The sequence below is a fragment of the Aureimonas flava genome, from assembly GCF_003583935.1.
Taxonomy (GTDB): Bacteria; Pseudomonadota; Alphaproteobacteria; order Rhizobiales; family Rhizobiaceae; genus Aureimonas; species Aureimonas flava.
Genome location: NZ_QYRN01000004.1, coordinates 170,845 through 191,479 on the forward strand (window position 1 = coordinate 170,845; position 20,635 = coordinate 191,479).

The 20,635-nt window shown below is 68.6% G+C and carries 21 protein-coding genes; 12 read left to right on the top strand and 9 right to left on the bottom strand.

Annotated features, from left to right (window positions below; translation table 11 throughout):
- Nucleotides 1-53: 53 nt before the first annotated feature.
- Entirely contained in the window at nt 54-1,700 is a 1,647-nt protein-coding gene (locus D3218_RS08495; RefSeq protein ID WP_119539568.1) for an IclR family transcriptional regulator domain-containing protein, read from the bottom strand.
- A gap of 105 nt (nt 1,701-1,805) precedes the next feature.
- On the opposite strand from D3218_RS08495, the gene D3218_RS08500 reads away from it, so the two are divergent.
- From D3218_RS08500 to D3218_RS08515, 4 genes are all read left to right on the top strand, one after another.
- Nucleotides 1,806-2,597 carry an RraA family protein gene (locus D3218_RS08500; RefSeq protein WP_119539889.1) on the top strand — a complete coding sequence of 264 codons (792 nt, stop codon included), beginning with the start codon at nt 1,806-1,808 and terminating at the stop codon, nt 2,595-2,597.
- Nucleotides 2,594-3,043, top strand: a complete 450-nt coding sequence (locus D3218_RS08505) for a nuclear transport factor 2 family protein (protein ID WP_119539569.1) — start codon at nt 2,594-2,596, stop codon at nt 3,041-3,043. The genes D3218_RS08500 and D3218_RS08505 overlap by 4 nt, the downstream gene beginning before the upstream one ends.
- 64 nt (nt 3,044-3,107) lie before the next feature.
- On the top strand, nt 3,108-3,422 hold the full coding sequence (locus D3218_RS08510) for a YciI family protein (protein WP_119539570.1): 315 nt from the start codon (nt 3,108-3,110) through the stop codon (nt 3,420-3,422).
- A gap of 43 nt (nt 3,423-3,465) precedes the next feature.
- Entirely contained in the window at nt 3,466-5,037 is a 1,572-nt protein-coding gene (locus D3218_RS08515; RefSeq protein WP_119539571.1) for an aldehyde dehydrogenase (NADP(+)), read from the top strand.
- Between the two features lie 54 nt (nt 5,038-5,091).
- Here D3218_RS08515 and D3218_RS08520 read toward each other — a convergent pair whose 3' ends face one another.
- A complete protein-coding gene (locus D3218_RS08520; protein WP_168990460.1) occupies nt 5,092-5,790 on the bottom strand; it encodes a FadR/GntR family transcriptional regulator in 699 nt (232 codons plus the stop codon).
- Between the two features lie 208 nt (nt 5,791-5,998).
- On the opposite strand from D3218_RS08520, the gene D3218_RS08525 reads away from it, so the two are divergent.
- The 7 genes from D3218_RS08525 to D3218_RS08555 all read left to right on the top strand — a co-directional run bounded on the left by D3218_RS08525 (nt 5,999) and on the right by D3218_RS08555 (nt 11,852).
- Nucleotides 5,999-6,682, top strand: coding sequence for an amino acid ABC transporter permease (locus D3218_RS08525; protein ID WP_119539573.1), 684 nt, complete (start codon nt 5,999-6,001; stop codon nt 6,680-6,682).
- A gap of 12 nt (nt 6,683-6,694) precedes the next feature.
- Nucleotides 6,695-7,342 (top strand): amino acid ABC transporter permease, encoded by a 648-nt coding sequence (locus D3218_RS08530; RefSeq protein ID WP_119539574.1) that lies wholly within the window; start codon nt 6,695-6,697, stop codon nt 7,340-7,342.
- Entirely contained in the window at nt 7,326-8,054 is a 729-nt protein-coding gene (locus D3218_RS08535; RefSeq protein ID WP_119539575.1) for an amino acid ABC transporter ATP-binding protein, read from the top strand. Before D3218_RS08530 ends, D3218_RS08535 begins: the two co-directional genes overlap by 17 nt.
- A 53-nt stretch (nt 8,055-8,107) precedes the next feature.
- A complete protein-coding gene (locus D3218_RS08540; protein ID WP_119539576.1) occupies nt 8,108-8,911 on the top strand; it encodes a transporter substrate-binding domain-containing protein in 804 nt (267 codons plus the stop codon).
- A 167-nt stretch (nt 8,912-9,078) separates the two neighbouring features.
- Nucleotides 9,079-10,164: a mandelate racemase/muconate lactonizing enzyme family protein gene (locus tag D3218_RS08545; protein WP_168990461.1), complete on the top strand. Its 1,086-nt coding sequence runs from the start codon at nt 9,079-9,081 to the stop codon at nt 10,162-10,164.
- Nucleotides 10,161-11,006, top strand: a complete 846-nt coding sequence (locus D3218_RS08550; protein WP_119539578.1) for an aldose epimerase family protein — start codon at nt 10,161-10,163, stop codon at nt 11,004-11,006. The genes D3218_RS08545 and D3218_RS08550 overlap by 4 nt, the downstream gene beginning before the upstream one ends.
- 51 nt (nt 11,007-11,057) lie before the next feature.
- A complete protein-coding gene (locus D3218_RS08555) occupies nt 11,058-11,852 on the top strand; it encodes a transporter substrate-binding domain-containing protein (protein ID WP_119539579.1) in 795 nt (264 codons plus the stop codon).
- A gap of 4 nt (nt 11,853-11,856) precedes the next feature.
- On the opposite strand, the gene D3218_RS08560 is transcribed toward D3218_RS08555, so the two are convergent.
- The 4 genes from D3218_RS08560 to D3218_RS08575 all read right to left on the bottom strand — a co-directional run bounded on the left by D3218_RS08560 (nt 11,857) and on the right by D3218_RS08575 (nt 15,630).
- Complete coding sequence (locus D3218_RS08560) at nt 11,857-12,912, bottom strand: Ldh family oxidoreductase (protein WP_119539580.1); 1,056 nt, start codon at nt 12,910-12,912, stop codon at nt 11,857-11,859.
- A complete protein-coding gene (locus tag D3218_RS08565) occupies nt 12,909-13,766 on the bottom strand; it encodes a shikimate dehydrogenase family protein (protein WP_119539581.1) in 858 nt (285 codons plus the stop codon). Before D3218_RS08565 ends, D3218_RS08560 begins: the two co-directional genes overlap by 4 nt.
- Entirely contained in the window at nt 13,763-14,785 is a 1,023-nt protein-coding gene (locus D3218_RS08570; RefSeq protein WP_119539582.1) for an NAD-dependent epimerase/dehydratase family protein, read from the bottom strand. Before D3218_RS08570 ends, D3218_RS08565 begins: the two co-directional genes overlap by 4 nt.
- Before the next feature lie 122 nt (nt 14,786-14,907).
- Complete coding sequence (locus D3218_RS08575; RefSeq protein ID WP_119539583.1) at nt 14,908-15,630, bottom strand: FadR/GntR family transcriptional regulator; 723 nt, start codon at nt 15,628-15,630, stop codon at nt 14,908-14,910.
- A 300-nt stretch (nt 15,631-15,930) separates the two neighbouring features.
- On the opposite strand from D3218_RS08575, the gene D3218_RS08580 reads away from it, so the two are divergent.
- The gene (locus D3218_RS08580) at nt 15,931-16,734 is read left to right on the top strand and encodes a transporter substrate-binding domain-containing protein (protein ID WP_119539584.1); all 804 of its coding nucleotides are present in this window, start codon (nt 15,931-15,933) and stop codon (nt 16,732-16,734) included.
- A gap of 113 nt (nt 16,735-16,847) precedes the next feature.
- Here D3218_RS08580 and D3218_RS08585 read toward each other — a convergent pair whose 3' ends face one another.
- From D3218_RS08585 to D3218_RS08595, 3 genes are read right to left on the bottom strand one after another with little or no spacing between them, the layout of a single operon-like run.
- The gene (locus D3218_RS08585; protein ID WP_119539585.1) at nt 16,848-18,695 is read right to left on the bottom strand and encodes an ABC transporter ATP-binding protein; all 1,848 of its coding nucleotides are present in this window, start codon (nt 18,693-18,695) and stop codon (nt 16,848-16,850) included.
- Nucleotides 18,695-19,582, bottom strand: coding sequence for an ABC transporter permease (locus tag D3218_RS08590; protein WP_210209662.1), 888 nt, complete (start codon nt 19,580-19,582; stop codon nt 18,695-18,697). Before D3218_RS08590 ends, D3218_RS08585 begins: the two co-directional genes overlap by 1 nt.
- Nucleotides 19,583-19,617: 35 nt before the next feature.
- Nucleotides 19,618-20,598 (bottom strand): ABC transporter permease, encoded by a 981-nt coding sequence (locus D3218_RS08595; protein WP_119539587.1) that lies wholly within the window; start codon nt 20,596-20,598, stop codon nt 19,618-19,620.
- Nucleotides 20,599-20,635: the final 37 nt, after the last annotated feature.

A 20,635-nucleotide genomic window follows, 5' to 3' on the forward strand; every position in this document is an offset into this window, starting at 1 on the left:
GGCAGACACCCGTTGGCGATCGCGCGGGTGTTTCGCGGCGTCACCTCCGATCCCTAAGGATTCGGCGCCGTCTCCAGGGGTAGCTGCAGAACGCGCCCGGACAAGGGAGCGTTGTCGAGCACGTCGCGCGACAGGCCGACGCGGGCGGTGGTCACGAAGATCTCGCGGCCTCCTGTGCCGAAGGCAAGGCCCGTGGGCCGAGGCACGGGCAGGGCGACGCTCCGCTCGATGTCGCCGTCGTTCGAGAAGCGGACCACGCTCCAGCCTTCGTAGAGCGCCGCCCAGAGCCGCCCCGTGGTGTCGACGGCGATGCCGCGGGGCTCACCGGAAACGCTGGGAAGGCGGCTAAAAACCTTCGGCGAACGGCTCGACGGATCGAGGCGGTAGATCACGCCGCGCGCCGCATCCGCCGCGTAGGCGCACAGACCGTCCGGAGACCAGGCGAGTGCGGTGATCCGTCCGGAAACGATCCACGACGGCCCGTCGCCCGCCGTCGTCGCGCCGACTGCGCAGCCCGAGTCGTGCTCCGAGGCGGTCCAGAGAGAGCCCGAGGGGTGCCGCGCGGCGGCGAGCGGTGGCGGCGACCGCGCCTCCGCCGGACCGAAGGCGCGATCGCAAAAGTCGATTTCCGACCCCGCCTGCCAGAGCCGCGTTGTGCCGTCCAGCGAACAGCAGGCGTGGATCGGCTCCTCGCGAGGCAAGGCGTGGGCAGCGGTTCCCCTGGCCCGCGTCTCGAACAGAGTGGGCCCGAGGCGGTCCACCCAGGTGAGGACGCCCCGGTCGCCGTCCCAATGCGGGTCGGCACCGTGGAAGGCGGCGTGCTCGCAGCCCGGATGGGCGAAGGGGGCGCCCGGTTCCGGGCTGCGTCCTCCGCCGCGCATGGCGAGCTGCGCGCCGATGGACCGGGCCACGGCGACGATCTCCGGGCCGAGGCGTTCGGCCCGTTCGGCGGTCAGCCTCCAGACGGGACCCGCGACGCTGATCGCCGCCACGGCGCGGCCGGCCGCGTCGAGAACGGGCGCGCCGACGCAGCGGTTGCCGGCGACGATCTCCTCGTCCTCCACCGCGTATCCGCGCTGGCGGACGATAGCGAGCTGGGCCCGGAGACGTTCGGGATCGGTGATCGTCCGTGGCGTGAACGCTTCGAGCTCGGACCGGCCGAGCTGCTCGCGCAGCGCCGCCTCCGGCAGAAAGGCCAGAATCGCCTTGCCTTGGCTGGTGCAGTGCATCGGCTTGCGGATACCGAGCCGGGCCGCCGACCGTACGCCGTGGGCGCCCTCGAACTTGCCGAGCCCGACCATCGCGCCGCCGGCAGGCACGGCCAGGTAGGCGGTCTCCCCGGTCATGTCGCGAAGCCGGCGCAGCTCCATGCTGGCGATCGCGACGAGGTCCTGTTCGGCCCAGGTGTTCTGCGCGAGTTCCATGAACCGGAAGCCCAGCCGGTAGCCGGCTCCGATCGGGTCGTGGCGCAGGAATCCCTGGGAGGCGAGGGCGGCGACGATCCGGTGCAGCGTGGCGCGAGGCCAACCCGTTTCCGCCAGAAGCCGCGCGACCGTGACGGGACCGCTGGCCGAGCCCGCGATGTCGAGAACGCGGCAGGCCTTCTCGATCAGCGCAGCGCCCGCCACCCCGTCGCGCACCGCTGGCTGACCCCACTCCGTGGAGGGTGATTGCCGTCTGCCGTCCATATGGTGAGACATCGCGGCTTCCGTCTCCCAGTTCCGCCTGTTCGCGAACTCATATCGTGGATATCAAACCGTCACTCCATGCAACCCGCGTCGTCGCGCAAGCAACAGGTGGCCATCATGACGTATCAGGTGCAGCACGAGGTGGACGTTCCGCTCTCGGTCATCGAGCGCCTCAGGAACGTGTCGAGCGGATCGCTCACCACGGAGCTCTTCAAGAAGGGGCTGCGGCAATGCTTCCTCGTCGGCCTCCAGCCGATGAACCCGAACGCCGTGCGGTTCGCCGGCGAGGCGTTCACGCTGCGGATGATCCCGGCGCGCGAGGACATCGACACGATCGCGACGCTGACGCCTTTTCCCAACCCGAACAACCTCCAGTGGGAGGCGGTCGAGAACATCGGGAAGGGTCAGGTGCTGATGATCGACAGTCGCAACGACCCCCGCGCCGCATCGGCGGGCGCGATGCTGCCGACCCGCATGAAGATGCGCGGCGCCGCCGCCATCGTAACCGACGGATCCTTCCGCGACGGGCAGGAACTGCGGGAACTCGACTTCCCCGCCTATGGCCGCCAAGTGACGGCCTCGACGCGCCTGTCCTATCACCATGTGGCGGACCTGCAGGTGCCCGTCGCCTGTGCCGAGGTCGCTGTCTACCCGGGCGACATCGTGGTGGGCGACGGTGACGGCGTGACGGTGATCCCCCGCCACCTCGCCGCCGAGATGGCGGACCTGTGCGAGCGGCGCGACGAGCTGGAGAAATACCTGTCCTACCGGGTCGGTGCCGGCGAGGCGCTCTATGGCGTGTATCCGCCGACCGAGGCCACCCGCGCAGATTTCGCGGCCTGGAAGGCGGCGGGTGCCCGGCCGGAGGACGCGCCCCGGATCCGCGCCGAGGCGGGAGCCGCCGCATGAGCGCGCTGACGCCGGAGGCCATGGAGCACACCATCCGTCGCTACTTCGCGGCCTGCAACGCGGCCGATTTCGGGGCCTTGGTCGACAGCTTCACCCCCGATGCCGTCCATTACTTCCCGCCCGGCCTGCCGGACGTGCCCTGGCGCGGCGCCGAGGCGATCGCCCGAGGGTGGATCTGGTGCGTCGAGACGCTCGGCTCGCGATGGACCATCGAGAAGGTGCTCTGCTCGTCGACGAGCCCGGAGGCGGTGATCGAGTGGACCCACTGGAAGACCAAGTCGGGCACCGCGCTGCGCGGCGACGAATGGTACGTCTTCGACGAGGCCTCCGGGCGGATCAGCGAGATTCGGGCCTACTACGCCTCGCCCGCGGACAAGGGCGCCGCCATCAACGAGTGGCCGGGTTTCGACTATGCCGCGCGCGGCTACCACCTCCGCTCGCCCTGACCGGTCCGCCCGTGCCGAACAAGCCGCGCCGCGCCGAAACCTATCGAAACCAGGAAACACCGATATGCAGTTCGCCCTGATCGCCCGCGACCGAGCGGAACCCGGAACGCTCGACAGGCGGCTGGCCGCCCGACAAGAGCACATGGAAGGCATTCGACGCGGCAAGGCCGACGGCAGCATCATCGACGGCGGTGCCCTTCTGGATGCGGAAGGACGGATGGCGGGGTCGGTGATCCTGTGCGAGTTCCCCGACCGCGCCGCGCTCGATGCCTATCTCGCGAGCGAGCCCTACCGGCGCGAGGCGGTGTGGGGAGACGTCGAGATCCTCGAGTTCCGCCGGATCGACTGGGCCGCGCTGACCGCGCCGCCGGTCGCCTGAGGGGCGATCCGCCAGACTTCGAGCGTAGCAGGGAGATCGCAACATGACCTTGAACGGCCGTCTTCTGATCGGCGGCGCGGAGCGCCGCGGCACCGACGGCGAGATCCGCGGCCTCGACGCGGCAAGCGGCGAGCCGCAGGAGCCCGGTTTCGGTGGCGCGACCCTCGCCGATCTCGATGAAGCCTGCAGGCTGGCGGCCGAGGCTTTCCCCCGCTATCGCGAGACCCGCCCCGCCGAGCGTGCGGCCTTCCTGGAGGCGATCGCGCGGAACATTCTCGAACTTGGCGACGAACTGGTCGCCCGCTGCGTGCTCGAGAGCGGTCTGCCGCGCGCCCGCGTCGAAGGCGAGCGCAACCGCACCGTCGGGCAGCTCCGTCTCTTCGCGGACGTGGTGCGAGAGGGCTCGTTCCTCGATCTGCGCATCGACCCCGCCATGCCGGAGCGGAAGCCGCTGTCGAGGGTCGAGCTGCGGTTGCGCAACATCTCCGTCGGGCCGGTGGCGGTTTTCGGTGCGTCGAATTTTCCGCTCGCCTTCTCGGTGGCGGGCGGCGACACGGCCTCGGCGCTCGCCGCTGGAAGCCCGGTGGTGGTGAAGGCGCATTCCGCCCATCCCGGCACCTCCGAGCTCGTCGGCCGCGCCGTCGCGACGGCGGTTCGGGAATGCGGTCTGCCGCGCGGCACCTTCTCGCTGCTGTTCGCCTCGAGGCGGAGCGTCGGCGAGGCGCTGGTCGCCGATCCTCGAATCAAGGCGGTCGGCTTCACCGGATCGCGCGCCGGCGGCACGGCGTTGATGCGGATAGCGGCGCAACGACCGGAGCCGATCCCGGTCTATGCCGAGATGAGTTCGATCAACCCGGTAATCCTCTTCCCGGCGGCGCTCGCCGAACGCGGCGCGGAGATCGGCCGCTCGTTCGTCGCATCGCTGACCATGGGGGCCGGACAGTTCTGCACCAATCCCGGGCTTGTCCTCGCGGTGGAGGGGGAGGGGCTGGACGCCTTCCTCGCGGCCGCGACGGACGCCCTGACGGCGGCGCCGGCCGCCACCATGCTGACGCCCGGCATCCACGCGAGCTACTGCGAGGGGGTCGCGAAGCTGGCAGTCCACGACCGCGTCGAGACCCTCGGCGAAGGCCGGGCCGGCGAGCGGCTGCAAGGACGTGCGGCGCTGTTCGCGACGAGCGCGTCCGATTTCCTGGCCCATCGAGAGCTTCAAGAGGAGGTGTTCGGTGCTTCGTCGCTCGTGGTGAGATGTCGTGATGCGGCCGAGCTTTCGCGCGTCGTCGCCGCGCTGGAGGGGCAGCTCACCATCGCGCTCCACCTCGGCGAGGGCGACGTCGAAGCGGCTCGGACGCTTCTGCCCGAACTCGAGGTGAAGGCCGGACGTATCCTCGTCAACGGCTTCGGCACCGGGGTCGAGGTCGGCCACGCGATGGTGCATGGCGGGCCGTACCCGGCGACGTCCGACGCGCGCACCACCTCGGTGGGAAGCCTGGCCGTCGCCCGTTTCCTGCGGCCCGTATGCTACCAGGATCTGCCGGCCGCGCTGGTTCCGGAAACGCTACGGGACGGCAATCCGCTCGGATTGCCAGTTCGCACCGACGGCCACCTCGGCTGACGAGACGTTCTTCGTCGTCCCGCGATGATTAGCCGGACTAATTTGCCGGCGAGGTCAGTCCGGAGGCCGAGAATGCATCACGTTGCGATAGCGGCGCAGGGTGCCTTCGAGATGCGCCCGCATGGCATCGCGGGCCGCCTCGCGGTCGCTCCGGGCGATGGCGACCGCGATCCGTTCGTGCTCGGGTACGATGTGGTCGAGGCTGGCCGCGATCTCCGAAGCCGCACCGCGCATCGCCAGCCTGGGGATGCCGTTGCGGCCCATAGCGTCCAGAAAGTTGCGGAATCGCGAGTTTCCCGAGGCGTCCGCGATGGCCAAATGGAACGCGAAATCGGCGTCGTTGGTGGCGCGGCCTTCCGCCAGGGCGCGCTCGATGTCCTGGTTGCGCTCGAAGATCGCCTCGTCCTGTGAAGGCGTCGACCTCGCAGCCGCAAGCGCGGCTGCCTCGACCTCGACGGCCAGTCGGAACTCGAGGATCTCGATCAGCGTCGAAATCCGCGCGTGCTCGCTGACCACGAACGGGTCGACGTGTCCCTCTGCCCGCTCCACGTAGATGCCCGATCCACGACGCGAACGCAGCATGCCGGCGGCGCGCAAGGTCGCGATGGCCTCGCGCACCACGGAGCGGCTGACGCCGAAGCGGTCCGACAGCCCGAGCTCGGTCGGCATCTTGGAACCGACTGGGTACAGCCCGCGCGCGATCTCGTCGCGTAGGGCGGCCACGATTTCGGTTCGCCGATTGGTCGTCGACACGGCTCCTCCGTTGCTCTGCGCCATCCGCAGATCGATCCGTCACAGCCGAGTTGTTGTCAACATCCAAAAAATTAGTCAGACTGGTTGCGGCGATGTGTTCGATCAATTATGACCCGAGGCAACAAGCCAAAGCAGCGTCGTGGGAGGAGAGCATGGACGGCTTCGGAGCGCGCCAGCGCGGCCGCACCTGTCGGGCGGGGAAGGGCGCATGACCTACCAGTTCGATTTCGCCAGCGTCCTCGACTATGCGCCCCTGCTCCTGCATGGAGCGTGGATCACGCTCGTCCTGTCGTTCTGGGCGACCGTGGTCGGCTTCGTGATGGGCACGGCCTGCGCCGTGGCGCGCACCAGCGGGCCGAAATGGCTCCAGATGCTGGTCGGTGCCTATGTCGAGATCATCCGCAACACGCCGTTGCTGATCCAGGCCTATTTCCTGATCTTCGGCCTCGCCAGCGTGGGCGTGCGTATGCCGATCATGGTCGGCGCGGTCATCGCGCTCGTGGTCAACATCGGGTCCTACACGACCGAAGTGATGCGTGCGGGCATCGAGAGCATCAGAACGGGCCAGCTAGAAGCGGCGGACTGCCTGGGGCTGAGCCGCACCCAGACCTTTCTCCACGTGGTGCTGCGGCCGGCGATGGAGCGGGTCTATCCGTCGCTGTCCTCACTCTTCATCCTCCTGATGCTGGGATCCTCGGTGCTGTCGGCAGTGGGCGTGGAGGAACTCTTCGGCACCTCGAACCAGGTGCAGTCGGCGACCTATCGGAACTTCGAGGTCTTCATCGTGCTCGGCGCGATCTACCTCGGCCTTACGCTCGTGCTGCGCGTGGGCTTCTGGGCGCTCGGGCAGGTGATCTTCCCCCGCCGCCGCAAGCTCGGCACGGCGCTCTAGGCGGGGATATCGATGAACACCACATTTCTCCTGTCGCTGCTCTACGGCCTGTGGGGCACCATCGTCCTCAGCCTCCTGACCTTCGCCTTCGGCGGGCTGGTCGGCTTCGTCGTGGCGCTGGGGCGCATCGCCCCGTTCAAGTCCGTCGAGCTCGCCGCCCGTCTCTACACGCAGGTCGTCCAGGGCATCCCGCTCCTGGTCCTGATGGGGCTCGCCTATTTCGGCCCGATCCTGCTCGGCTACCCGGCGGTGCCGCCGCTGGTCGCCGCGACCATCGCGATGACCGTGTTCGCCAGCTCCTATCTCGGCGAAATCTGGTACGGCTGCCTGATCTCCGTCGCCAAGCCCCAGTGGGAAGCGGCCGAGTGCCTCGGCCTGACGCGCTGGCAGCGGATGACACGGGTCGTGCTGCCCCAGGCGCTGCGCATCGCCACGCCGCCCACGGTCGGCTTCATGGTCATCATCATCAAGAACACGTCGGTGTCGTCGCTGGTCGTCGGCTATGCGGAGCTTTCCTACAACGCGAAGGTCATCAACAACGCGACCTTCCAGCCGTTTCTCTACTTCGGCCTCGCCGGGCTGCTTTACTTCGCGGTCTGCTACCCGCTCTCGCTCCAGTCCCGCCGTCTCGAAAGGAAGCTCAATGTCGCCCATCGTTGACTTGATCGAGGTCCGCAAGTCCTTCGGCGCGGTCGAGGTTCTCAAGGGCGTCACCTTCTCCGTCGCTCCGGGTTCGGTGGCGGCGATCATCGGCCAGTCCGGTTCGGGCAAGTCCACGGCGCTGCGCTGCATGGACGGGCTGGAGCAGGTGCAAGGCGGGGAGCTCTGGGTCTGCGGCCACAAGCTCCACGAGCCGCGCTTCGACAAACGCGCCCTGCGGCGGGACGTCGGCATCGTGTTCCAGAGCTACAACCTGTTTCCGCACCTGACGGTGGAGCAGAACGTCACGCTCGCCCTTCGCCTGGTGAAGGGCCAGCGTGGCGGCGAGGCCACCGACGTCGCCGGGGCGATGCTCGACAAGGTCGGGCTCGGCGAGAAGCGCGGGAGCTACCCGGAGCAGCTTTCCGGCGGTCAGCAGCAACGCGTCGCCATCGCGCGCAGCCTGGCGATGCAGCCCAAGCTCATGCTGTTCGACGAGGTCACCTCGGCGCTCGATCCGAAGCTGACCGGCGAGGTGCTGCGCGTGATGGAGCAACTTGCCGCCGACGGCATGACCATGGTCCTCGTCACCCACGAGATGCAGTTCGCCCGCAACGTCGCGAACACCGTCGTCTACATGCGCGACGGCCGTGTGCACGAGATCGGCGGGCCGGAGATCCTGGTACGGCCGAACACCCCCGAACTCGCCGACTTCGTGGCCCACGAATACTGAGCGCGGACCACCTGCGACCCGCAGACAAGACCAGCTGAAATGGGAGGATTCACATGGCATTCAAACGGCTTCTCGTGGCCTGCGCGCTTGCGATGGCGACGCTCGGATCCGTCGCGGCGCACGCCCAGACGCTCGACCGGATCAAGAGCACCGGCACGCTTCGGATCGCGCTCGACCCGAACGTCCCGCCCTGGTCCTACAAGGACGAGAACCTCCACTACGCAGGCTACGAGTGGATGGTGGCGGACAAGTTCGCAAAGGACCACGATCTCAAGCTCGAGGTCACAGAGACCAACGGCGCCAACCGCATTCCGCTTCTCGTCACCGGCCGCGTCGACCTCGTGTTCGCGGCGATGACCATCACCGACGAGCGCAAGAAGACGATCGACTTCTCGTTGCCCTACGGCGGCACTGAGATCGCCATCTCGGGCCCCGTCGGCGACGGCGTGACCTCGGCGGAAGGGCTGAACGGCAAGCGGGTCGGCGTCGCGCGCGGTGCGCTGCAGGACACGCTGGTGACGGCGGCTGACATTCCGGGGCTGGAGATCGTCCGGTTCGAGGACGAGTCCACCGCGATCACCGCGGTCCTGTCCGGGCAGCTGAACTACATCGCCCAGGCGACCAGCGTGAACACCACGATCATGAAACGCAACCCGTCGATCAAGATCGAGCCCAAGGTCGTGCTGGGCGGCGGCATGCACGGCATCGGGATGCGCAAGGGCGAAGCCGACCTCAAGTCCTGGGTGGACGAATGGGTTCGCCAGAACATGGAGAACGGCGAGCTTCAGAAGATGTACGTCGAGGTGCATGGCGTGCCCATGCCCGAACAGGTCGTCGCCGCGGCGACCGGGAAGTGACCCGCAGGGCGGCTCGGTGAAAGCACCGCGAGCCGCCCGCATTCCTTCGACCAACGCGAAACACCGTTCCAGCCCGCGGCCCGTTCGCCACGGGCCCGGCGGAGCCGTGCGCCCTCGCGGGGAGGGCCTTGCGGCTCGTGCTGGAGCCGCCTTCGATGGAGACACCCATGAGAATCGTTTCGGCCGACGCGGTCAGGCTGCGGATCCCGTTCTCGGACGGCGGCCGCGGCGAGGGCATGACGCCAAGCACCTGGAACCACTTCGACATGGTGCTGGTCCGCCTGGAGACGGATACGGGCCTCGTCGGATGGGGCGAGGCCTTCGCCTATTTCTGCGCCGACGCGGTGGCGGCCATGCTGAACGAGACGGTGTTCCCGCTCGTGGTGGGTCGCGCGTTCGCCGAGCCTTCCGAGATCACCGAGCTGCTGCAGCGAAGGCTCGTCCTGTTCGGGCGCTACGGTATCACCCTCTTCGCGATCTCGGGGGTCGACATCGCGCTTTGGGACCTCAAGGGCAAGGCGGAGGACCGGTCGATCGCCGAGCTTCTCGGCGGGCGTCGGCGGCAAAACTTGCCAGCCTACGCCTCGCTGGTGCGCTACGGCGAGGCGGAGACGGCCGCGCGCTTCACGCGCCGCGCGGTTTCCGAAGGCTACGGCTACGTGAAGCTGCACGAGATCACCCGGCCGGAGATCGAGGCCTGCGCGCGCGAGCTTGGCGGCGCGGCGCTGATGGTGGACGTCAACTGCTCCTGGCCCGAAGACGAGGCGCGCGCGATGGCCGCCTGGCTGGGGGAGATCGGCACCATGTGGCTGGAGGAGCCGACCTTTCCGCCGGAGGATTTCGACCAGTTGACACGACTGGGCTCGCCGATCGCGCTGTCCTGCGGCGAGAACCTGTGCACCGCCTGGCAGTTCCGCGATCTCGTCGCGTCGGGCAGCGTGCGATATCCGCAGCCGAGCGTCACCAAGGTCGGCGGCTTCACGGAGGTCGCCAAGATCATGGCACTCGCGGCCGGCCGGGACGGCGTCCAGATCATGCCGCACTCGCCCTATATCGGGCCGGGCTACCTGGCGACCCTGCAGATCTGCGGCGCGCTCGAAACCGAGCCGTTGTTCGAGCATCTCTACGTCTGGCCCGACGCCTATCTCTACGAGGAGATGCCGTTGCCGCGCGGCGGCACCGTGCATGTCCCCGAAGGACCGGGTCTTGGGCTCGATCCGTCACCGGCGGTGATCGAGCGGTATCGCCGATGAGCCCGGGCGACATCGCGCTCGCGAACGGCTCGATGCGGCTGGTGCTGCGCCCCGCCTGGGGCGGGCGTGTCGCGTCGCTCGCGCACGAGCGCCACGGCGACATCCTGGTGCCGATGGGCCGGGGGACCTTCGAGCCGGAGAACTGGCCGAGGGCCGGCGCCTATCCGCTGATCCCCTTCCACAACCGGGTGCGCGATGCGCGCTTCACGTTCGCCGGCCGGAGCGCGCGCCTGCACCCCCACGCCGACGCCCTGCCGAACGCGCTGCACGGAATGGGCAGCCGTGCGGAATGGCGGTTGACGGCCCTAGACGATCGGGAGACGGAGATCGCGTTTGAGTGGGAGTCGTGTGATGAGTGGCCCTGGCGCTTCTCGGCCCGTCAGCACTTCGCGCTCGGGCACGACCGCCTCGTGCTGTCCATGAGCCTCGTCAACCACGACGCCGTGCCCATGCCGGCCGGTCTCGGATGGCATCCCTACTTTCCGGGTACCGCGCGCTGCCGGACCGATGCGCGCATCGCCTGGCCGATCGAGCCGGACTACCTGCCGCGCGGCACAGGCGAGCCGCGGCGCGAGCTCGGGGCTACGGCCTATCTGTCGGACTGGGGGACGGCTGCCGTGGAGATGGATCGCCTGACCGTGCGTCTGCGCGCGGCCGGGATGGCGCATCTGGTGATCCATGCGCCGCCGGGCGGCTCCGTCCTGTGCGTCGAGCCGGTGAGCCATCTCGCGGGCGCGCTGAACGAGCCGTCGCGACGGCCGGGCGCGGAGGAGGGCGGGATGGTTCCGCTCGCGCCAGGCGCTGCGCTCACGGCGCGCATTGAGCTTCTGGTCGAAGGCTGACCGCAAGGCGCGGCGGCTCGACCGGGGGTAGAGCAACACAGGGAGGATGGAATGAATCGCAGGACACTGCTGCTCGCGGGCTTGGCGGCGCCGGCTCTTTTCGGGCTCGGCGCGCGCGCATCCGCGGAAGGCACGCTCGCCGTTCAGCGGTCCGGACGGCTGCGCGTCGCGCTGGAATTCGGCCGGCCGCCGTGGGGATACAAGGACGATGCGTTGCAGCCCTCGGGCTCCGACTACGACACGGCCCTGCTTCTCGCGAAGGATCTCGGCGTCGCGCTCGAGATCGTGGAGGTGTCGGGGCCGAACCGCGTGCCGATCCTTCTCACGGACAAGGCCGACGTCGTCATCTCGACCTTCTCGATCACGCCCGAGCGACGCAAGGTGGTCGCCTTCTCGGTGCCGTATGCCAGCGCCGTGCAGTACGTCGCGGCGCCGCGCACGATGGAGCTGCGGCAGGCGAGCGACCTGTCGGGCCAGCGCGTCGGCGTGACGCGAGGCACCACGGGCGACGGCGCGCTGACCAAGCTCGGCGATCCTACGATCGAGATCGTCCGCTTCGACGACGAGAGCACCAACATGACCGCCTTCGCGAGCGGGCAGGTCGACGTGGTGGTCCAGGAGCCGGCCGTGATCCGCAAGGTGGCCGAGCGGAATCCCGAGCGCGGCATCGAGCAGAAATTCACCCTGGCCGAGTTTCCGGTGGGCGTCGGCCTTCGCAAGGAGAACACCGAGCTGATCGACTATGTCGACGGCTGGGTCCGGGCCAACGTCGCGAACGGGAAGCTGAACGATATCTACCGCAAGTATCACGGCGTCGATCTGCCCCCGTCGATCCTGAACGGATGATCCGTCATGCGATCGGGTCGGGCATCGCCAGGCCCGATCGCGCAAGGCAGGGCCCGAGCGCCGAGACGATGGCGCTCGACAGCGGCACGCCCTCGGCCAGCGCCGCCGCCCTCAGCGCGAGGGCGCGATCTCCCGGCAGACGCACGCGATCGACGTTCGGTCGGGGGCGGCTGGCCCGGCAGGCGTCGGCCAGCCAGCTCATCTCGTCGCGGAACGCCTCCGATCCGCCGAAGGACGCCGGGTCCAGGAGCAGGACGAACGTGTTCATCGAGATGCCCGTCATCACCTGCCGCCGCCCGACCCCGGACAGGCCCTGCGTCATGGCCTCGACGAGAAGCGCCATGCCGTAGCCCTTGTGGCCGTGGTCGAGACCACCCACTGGCATCAGCGTGCCGCCGCGCTCCAGAAGGTCGCGCGGATCGCGCGACGGGTTGCCCTCGGCATCGAGAACCCAGTCGTGCTCGTAGACCTCGCCGCGCTCGGCCATCTGCGTGGACCGCTTGATGGTGCTGATCGAGGCGCTGAGGTCGAGCAGGATCGGGTCCGCGTTGGTTGGAATGCCGGCCGAAAGCGGGTTGGGCGTGAAGACGCCGTCGCGTCCGCCGAACGGCGCGACTCCCTGGGACGCGGGGCCGGAGCAGGCGATGATGGCGAACAGCCCCCGCTCGGCCGCGCGTACCTGGTAGGTGGCGAGGGCGCCCGTGTGATGCCCATCGCCGATCGTCGCCGCGAAGATGCCGCCGTTGGTGGCGACGCGCTCCATGCCGATGTCGAGGGCGCGATGGATGAGCCAGGCGCCGGGCAGGCGTCGGCCGTTCCAGGCCAGGCACGAACCGGTGTCGGAAATCGTCTCCGGCGCACCCGACGGGCGCATGTTGCCGCTGCGCAGTTCCTCCGCGTACCAGGGCGCGATCGCGAGGCCGTGCGTGGCATGGCCGATGGCGTCGGCCTCCACCAGCGTCCGTGCCGTGCGTTCGGCCTTCTCCGCCTCCAGGCCGAGCCGCTCGAAGAGGTCCGCCACGACCGCGGTCAGGGCTTCGGCGTCGTAGCGCCCGCTCATGCCGCCGCTCCCGGACCGTCGCCGGCGCCCGTGAGGGGCGAACCGCGGATGAAGGCCAGCAGAAGGTCGAGCTGGCCCGCCAGCATCGCGCCGCCGTCGACCGTGCGGCACCCCTTGGCCGATGCGTTGCGCAGCAGCGGCGTTTCCAACGGATCCGTGATGACGTCCGCGACGGTCTGTCCGGCCGCGAGGCATGCGGCGGGAACGGGCAGGGGATCGCTCGCCTTGAGGCCGCAATGGCTGGCGTTGACGACGATCGCGGCGTCCGCTGCCGCTTCCACCGGCATGGCGACCGAGCGGCCGGGAAACAGCGGCTCAAGGAGCGACGCGAGCGCAAGCTCGGCCTCCGGCTGGACGTCGTTGAACGTCAGGCGCCGCGCGCCGCGCGCGAGGAGCGACACGGCGATCGCGGTGCCCGCAGCGCCCGCGCCCACCATGTGGATCGTGGCGCCCTCGATCCGGGCCCCGGCGGTCTCGATGGCCCGCGACATGCCTTCGCCGTCGAAATTGTCCCCTTCCCAGACCCCATCGGCAGCGCGCCGCGTGGCGTTCACCGCGCCGAGCATGCGCGACGGATCCGAAAGACGCTCGCAGAAGGCGCTCAGCGTCCGCTTGTGGGGCAGGGTCGCCAGGATGGCGTCGACGCTCGGAGAGCGGCGGAGGGCCGAGACCGTGTCGGCGAGATCGTCGGGACGCACCTCGAGCGGAACCAGAATGCCGTCGTGACCCCGGCTCGCCATCAGCGCCGACATGCGGCCGGGGGCGAGCACCTGCGCGATCGGCGTGCCGATCAGGAAGCTCAGGCGCGTGCGGCCGGTGAAGGCGGCGGGAAGGTCGGGACGCGGCGCGCTCATCGGGCGGACACCGCTTCGTCCACCATGTCGAACATCGAGTGGCGCGGGCGGAAGCCGAGCAGCGAGCGGGCCTTGGCGTTGCTGCCGTGGGTGCGTCCGAGCTCCACCGGAAGCCGGGCCTCCACCACGCGGCGGCCGGTGGCCTTCGCGAGATGGGGGATGAACTCGGCCAGGCTGACCGGATGGTCAGGCGCGAGGTTGAACGTCTGGCCGATCGCCTCGGGCCGGTCGTGGATCAGGATGAGTCCGGCGACGATGTCGCGGACGTCGACCAGTTCCTGCGTATGGGGCAGGCCGTTCTGATCGTAGGCGAGGAGCAGGGGCTCGTCGTCCGCCATAAGCGGCTCGAGGATGTCGAGGACGGACTGCAACTCGGACGTGGAGTTGGCGCCGGCATGATGTGTCGCGGAGGCCTTCAGGCTGCGCACCCGCGCGTTCACGTAGAAGGCAGGCCCCGAATACTCGCCGTTCGGATCGATGAGCTCGGCCGCCGCCTCCGTATGGGAGAACACGGCGATGCTCGTGTCGAGGCCGGACACGGTCTTGCCGAAGAAGCGGACCATATCCTCGCCGAGAACCTTGGTCAGTCCGTAGAACGTGTAGGGCTCGCGCGGATGGCACTCGTCGGTGGGCCGGTAGCGGGCGAAGCGGGTGGGGTAGACCTGATCGCTCGACGCGAAGACGAGGCGCACCGGAGCCGTGGCGGCCAGCGCGGCGGCCGTTTCCACCACATGGCGGGTTCCGGCGACGTTGGCGTCCCAAAGGCGTTCGCGCGCCTGCGGCTGGAAGGAGATCAGCGCAGCCATGTGATAGACCGACGTGGCGCCCGCCATCGCCCGTTCGACGTCCTCGCGCGAGGCGAGATTGCCGACGTGGCAGCGGATTCCCGCCGCCTCGGCGTCTGCGGTGTTCGGGTCGTTCGGCAGCGCCAGCGTTGCGACCTTCTCGCCTCGCTCGATCAGCGATCGTGCCAGAAACCCGCCGACCCGACCGGTGGCGCCCGTAATGAATGTGGTCATCGCCTGCTACTTGCATCCTATCAGGTATGATTTGAAACTTTAGATCATACCTGTTTAGTCAGCGCAAGGGAGGTCAGGGTGCGACGGCTGGCGGTTTCGATGGAGTGAAGCGGCTGACGATCTCAGCCTGCCGGCGCGGCCCCGACGAACACGCGCTCGCGCGAGGCGCGGATATGCGCCTGCATAGCCAGGCGCGCGGCGTTCGGATCTCCCGCCTCGATCGCCGAGAGGATGGCGCGATGCTCCGTGATCGTGGGGGTGAGCCGCCGGACGGGCTCGATCGGGGACAGGGCCGCAGCGACCTTCAGGCCGACCTCCACCGGCTTGGCGATCGCGGCGATCGTCTGGATATAGTAGCTGTTGCGCGTAGCCTCGGCGACGGCTGCGTGAAAGGCGAGGTCGTGCTCGGGACCAAGATGACCGGACGCCACCACCGCTTCGAGCCGGCGCGCGCTCGCCTCGATGCGCCCGGTGGCTTCACGGTCCGCCCGCTCGGCGGCGAGCGCTGCGATCTCGGGTTCGACACCATATCGGAACTTGTAGCACGCTTCGAGATCGGCGATGGAATGGGCCGGGGCCGCCTGGAAAATCGTCGGCCTTCGCTCCTCCAGAACCCGGTTTCCGGTCCCGCGCTTGGACGCGATCAGGCCGTCGTGCCGCAAACGCGTCAACGCCTCCCGCAGCACGGTTCGCGATACGCCGAACGCCAACGCCAGCTCGTCCTCCCTCGGCAACAGCGAGCCCTGAGGGAACTCGCCCGCGTCGATCCGGGCGCGGATGGAACCGTAGACCCCTTCGCTGAGGCTTTCCCCGTTTCGGCGCGGCGTCGCGGCACGTCGTTCCATGATGCGTGATCCCGTGGTCGGCGCCCGAAGTTGCGCAGGTCACGTCCAACCTACGGTGACGACCTCCACCCATCAAGTTGGATGGGAGGTTGGAAAGCGGAAGATTCGCTCGAGGCGCCTCTAAAATCATACCAGAGTATTTGACAGGTATGACGTGTAAGGATAGCGTTCTCCCGTCCGGAGGTCGGCCCTCTGCGCGACGCCGCCGGAACGCCCGGCGTGGGCGCCTAGGCCGAACGCTTCACGGTCGGGCCTACCCATCACTTCCGGACCGGCATTCATCACAATTCGGGGGGAACCATGTTCAAGGGAAGATATGGACGTCGTGTCGCGGCTGCGGCGGCGCTGGCGCTGGCGACGTTCGCGATGGTGCCGAATGCGATGGCCGATGCATGGGACACGATCCAGAAGGGCGGCGCGATCCGCGTCGCGATCGATCCGGCCGCGCCTCCGTATTCCTCGCTCGACGCGCAGGGCGGTTATGCCGGATCGGAAGTGGAGGTGGCCAAGCGGCTCGCCTCCGACCTCGGGGTCAAGCTGGCCATCGTGCCGACCGCGCCCGCCAACCGCATCCCCTACCTGATCACCGGCCAGGCGGACGTCGTGATCTCGACGCTCTCGATCACCGACGAGCGCAGGCAGGTCATCGACTTCTCGCGCCCCTATAGCGGCATCCAGATCGTGGTGGGCGCGCCGAAGGAAGCCGGCGTCGCCTCGCTCGTCGACCTCGTCGGAAAGCGCGTCGCGGTCACCCGCGGCTCGACGAACGACGCCGAGATCACCAAGAACGCCGTCGCGGGCACGAACATCGTCCGCTTCGAGGACGACGCGACCTCGATCACCGCGGTTCTCAGCGGCCAGGCCGACGCTTACGTGACGGCGCCGGCCCTCCTGGCGACCGTGCGCCAGCGCAATCCCAACCTCGACATGGTATCAGCCGTGGTGCTCAAGACGAACGTGACCGGCATCGGCGTGCGCAAGGGCGAGGACCGTCTCCTCGCGAAGGTGGACGAGTGGGTGGCGGCGCGTCTCGCGGACGGAACGCTCGACGCGATCTACCGCGACGCCTTCGGCGAGCCGCTACCGGCCGAGGTCTCGCGGTAGCGCAGCCTGGGGAAGGGCGGCACCGGCGTCCGACGCTCGGTGCCGCGCCCACTCCGTGACGCGGCGCCGGGGGGCATCGCCACCGTCGGCGAAGGGACCGCCGGGCCGGGCGGTCAGGCTTCGTGGACGAGGTGGCCGGGGGAGACTTCGCGATAGGTGCGGGTCGGCGGAACGAAGTCGACGGGACGCACGGGGCTCAGGATCTCGTCGTTGGAGACCCGGCGCTCGAGGTGTCGGCGTGCGGGATCGGCGACCGGCACGGCGGCCAGGAGCTTGCGCGTATAGGGATGCTGCGGGTTGCCGAAGACCGCCGCGCGAGGGCCGATCTCCACGATCTCGCCGAGATACATCACCGCGACGCGGTGGCTCACCCGTTCCACCACTGCCATGTCGTGGCTGATGAAGAGATAGGCGAGCTTCAGCGACTCCTGGAGGTCCAGGAGGAGATTGACGATCTGCGCCTTCACCGACACGTCGAGCGCGGAGACGCTTTCGTCGGCGATGATGAACTTCGGATCGAGCATCAGCGCGCGGGCGATGGAGATGCGCTGGCGCTGGCCGCCGGAGAACTCGTGCGGATATCGCGAGGCCATGTCGGGCCGGAGGCCGACCTTCTCCAGAAGGTCCGCCGCCTTGTCGCGCGCCTGCCGGCGGCTTCCGAGCTTGTGCACCAGGAACGGCTCGGCGATGGCGTCGCCGATCGTCATGCGCGCGTTGAGGCTGGATACGGGATCCTGGAAGATCATCTGCATGCGCCGGCGCAGGTCGCGCAACTGCCGGTCGCCGAGCGCGAGCACGTCGACGCCGTCCACCGTCACCGAACCGCTCGTGGGGCGCACGAGGCGCATGATGGAACGCCCGGTGGTGGACTTGCCGCAACCGGATTCGCCGACCAGCGACAGCGTCTCTCCTTCCTGCAGCGAGAACGAGACGTTCTCCACCGCGTGGACACGGCCCGTGAGGCCGCCGAAGGTGCCGGCGTGGATCGGGAAGCGGGTGACGAGGTTGCGCACGTCGAGGATGGGCTTCCGGGCCGCCTCGACCGTATCGGCCGCCTCCCGCACCGGTTCGGAAAGGCCCGTCGTCTTGTCCACCACGGGAAAGCGCAGCGGGCGGGCGTGGGAATCCATCTCGCCGAGGCGGGGCACCGCCGCGAGGAGCGCGCGGGAGTAGACGTGGCCCGCGGCCTTGAAGATCTGCGCCGTGCTGCCCGATTCCACGGCGTGTCCCTGGTACATGACCACCGTGCGGTCCGCGATCTCCGCCACCACGCCCATGTCGTGGGTGATGAAGAGGACGGACATGCCCTCTTCCTCCTGCAGCGTCCGGATGAGTTCCAGGATCTGCGCCTGGATGGTGACGTCGAGTGCGGTGGTCGGCTCGTCGGCGATCAGCAGCTTGGGCCGGCAGGCGAGGGCGATGGCGATCATGACGCGCTGGCGCATGCCGCCCGAGAACTGGTGGGCGTACTCGTCCAGACGCCGCTCGGCGGAGGGGATGCGGACCTTCTCCAGGAGTTCGATCGCCGCCTTGCGCGCCTCGGCATGCGACAGCTTCCGGTGCTGGCGGAGCGTCTCGATCATGTGGAAGCCGATCGTGTAGACCGGGTTCAGGCTCGTCTCCTGGAAGATCATCGCGATCTTGTTGCCGCGGATGGCCCGCATCTCCTCCGCCGGCAAGGACAGGAGGTCGCGGCCCTCGAAATCGATCCGACCCTCGATGCGGCTGGTGGACGGGGGCAGCAGCCGCATCACCGACATGGCCGAGACGCTCTTGCCGGAGCCGGATTCCCCGACCACCGCGAGCGTCTCCTTGCGGGCGATGTCGAAGGACACGTCGTGCACCACCGGCAGCCAGACGCCGCGACGCAGGAACGACGTCCTGAGGTTGCGCACGGAGAGCAGGGGGCGTTGCGCGGCGACGGGCGCCGCCTCGGCCGACGACAGGGCGATGTCGCTCATCAGGCGCGTCCTCGCGGGTTGAAGATGTCTCGGAGATGGTCGCCGACGAGGTTGATGACGACGATGGTGAGGACCAGGGCGACGCCCGGATAGACGCTCATCCAGTACTGGCCGGACAGCATGTACTGGTAGCCGTTGGAGATCAGCAGACCGAGGCTCGGCTCGGTCACCGGCACGCCGAGGCCGAGGAACGACAGGGTGGCTTCCAGGGCGATGGCGCGCGCGATCTGTACCGTGGCGATGACGATCAGCGGCGGGAGGCAGTTGGGCAGGAGGTGGCGGAAGATGATCCGGTGCAGCGGCACGCCGAGGCACCCGGCGGCCTCGATGTATTCGCGCCGGCTCTCCACGAGGGCGGTGCCGCGCGCCGCCCGCGCATAGGTCGCCCATTCCACGATGATGAGCGCCAGCACGACGTTCATGACGCCCTTGCCGAGGAAGGCGAGGATCATCAAAGCGATCAGGATCGAGGGAAACGAAAGCTGCAGGTCCACCAGGCGCATGATGACGCTCTCGGTCCGTCCGCCCTTGTAGGCGGCGAACAGGCCGAGGCTGGCGCCGAACAAGGCGGCCACGATGGCCGACAGGACACCGACGAGGAGCGAGATGCGCAGGCCGTAGAGGATGGCCGAGAGCATGTCGCGCCCCTGGTCGTCCGTCCCCAGGAGGTAGTCGTAACCGCCCGCCATGGACGGCGAGCCCGGCGGCATCAGGCCGTCCATGATGTCGAGCTGCATCAGGTCGTAGGGGTTCTGCGGGGCGATCAGCGGAGCGAGAAGCGCCGCCAGCACGATCAGCACCAGCACCACCAGCGCGCTGACCGCCAGCTTGTCCGACGCGAAGTCGCGCAGGAAGCGGCGCCAGGACTTGTCGTCCGCCGTTTCCATCACCGGCCCGATCTCGGGTTCGTAGGAGACGGACATCAGATGTTTCCTTTCGTGCTGAGGCGCACGCGCGGATCGAGCAGCGTGTAGATGATGTCGACCACCATGTTGATGACCACGAAGACCAGCACGATCATCATCAGGTACGCGACCATCACGGGCCGATCGAGGACGTTGATGGAGTCGATGATGAGCTTCCCCATGCCGGGCCAGGCGAAGATGCTTTCCGTGACCACCGAGAACGCGATCACCGAGCCGAACTCGAGGCCGATCACCGTCACCACCGGGATCAGGATGTTCTTCAGGACGTGGACGCCGACGACGCGGCGCTCGGACAGGCCGCGGGCGCGGGCGTAGCGCACGTAGTCCTGCGGGAGCACTTCCTGGACGCCGGCGCGGGTGAGCCGCATGACCAGCGCCACCTTGAACAAGGACAGATTGATCGCCGGCAGAAGCAGGTGGCGCAGCCCGTCCCAGGTCAGGAACGACCATTGGACGCCGAGCAGCGAGGCCGTCTCGCCCCGGCCGCTGGAAGGCAGCCAGCCGAGCTGCACGGAGAACACCATGATCAGCATCAGGCCGATCCAGAAGGTCGGAAGCGAGAAGCCCAGGATGCTGCCGGCCATCAGGCCCTTGGCGGTCCAGGATTTCGGACGCAGCCCCACGTAGAGGCCGAGCGGGATCCCGATCACGACCGAGAGCACCATCGCGCTGATCGCCAGCTCCAGCGTCGCGGGGAGGCGCTGCAGGATGACCTGGAGCGCAGGCTGGTTGAAGACGTAGCTGTCGCCGAGATCACCGCGCAGGGCGTTCCGCACGAACTCGAAGTACTGGACCCAGAGCGGCTGGTCGAGGCCGAGCTGCTGGATGGCGCGCAGGCGCTCGGCCTGGTCGGCGTCGGGCGCGATCAGGATGTCGACCGGGTTGCCGATCACGTTGACGCCGATGAACACGATCACCGTCATCGCCAGCATCACGAAGGCCGCCTGCACGAGGCGTTTGCCGAGCCATATGAACATGGTTTCCTACCCTGCCGATGGTTCCGAAGTGGCCAGG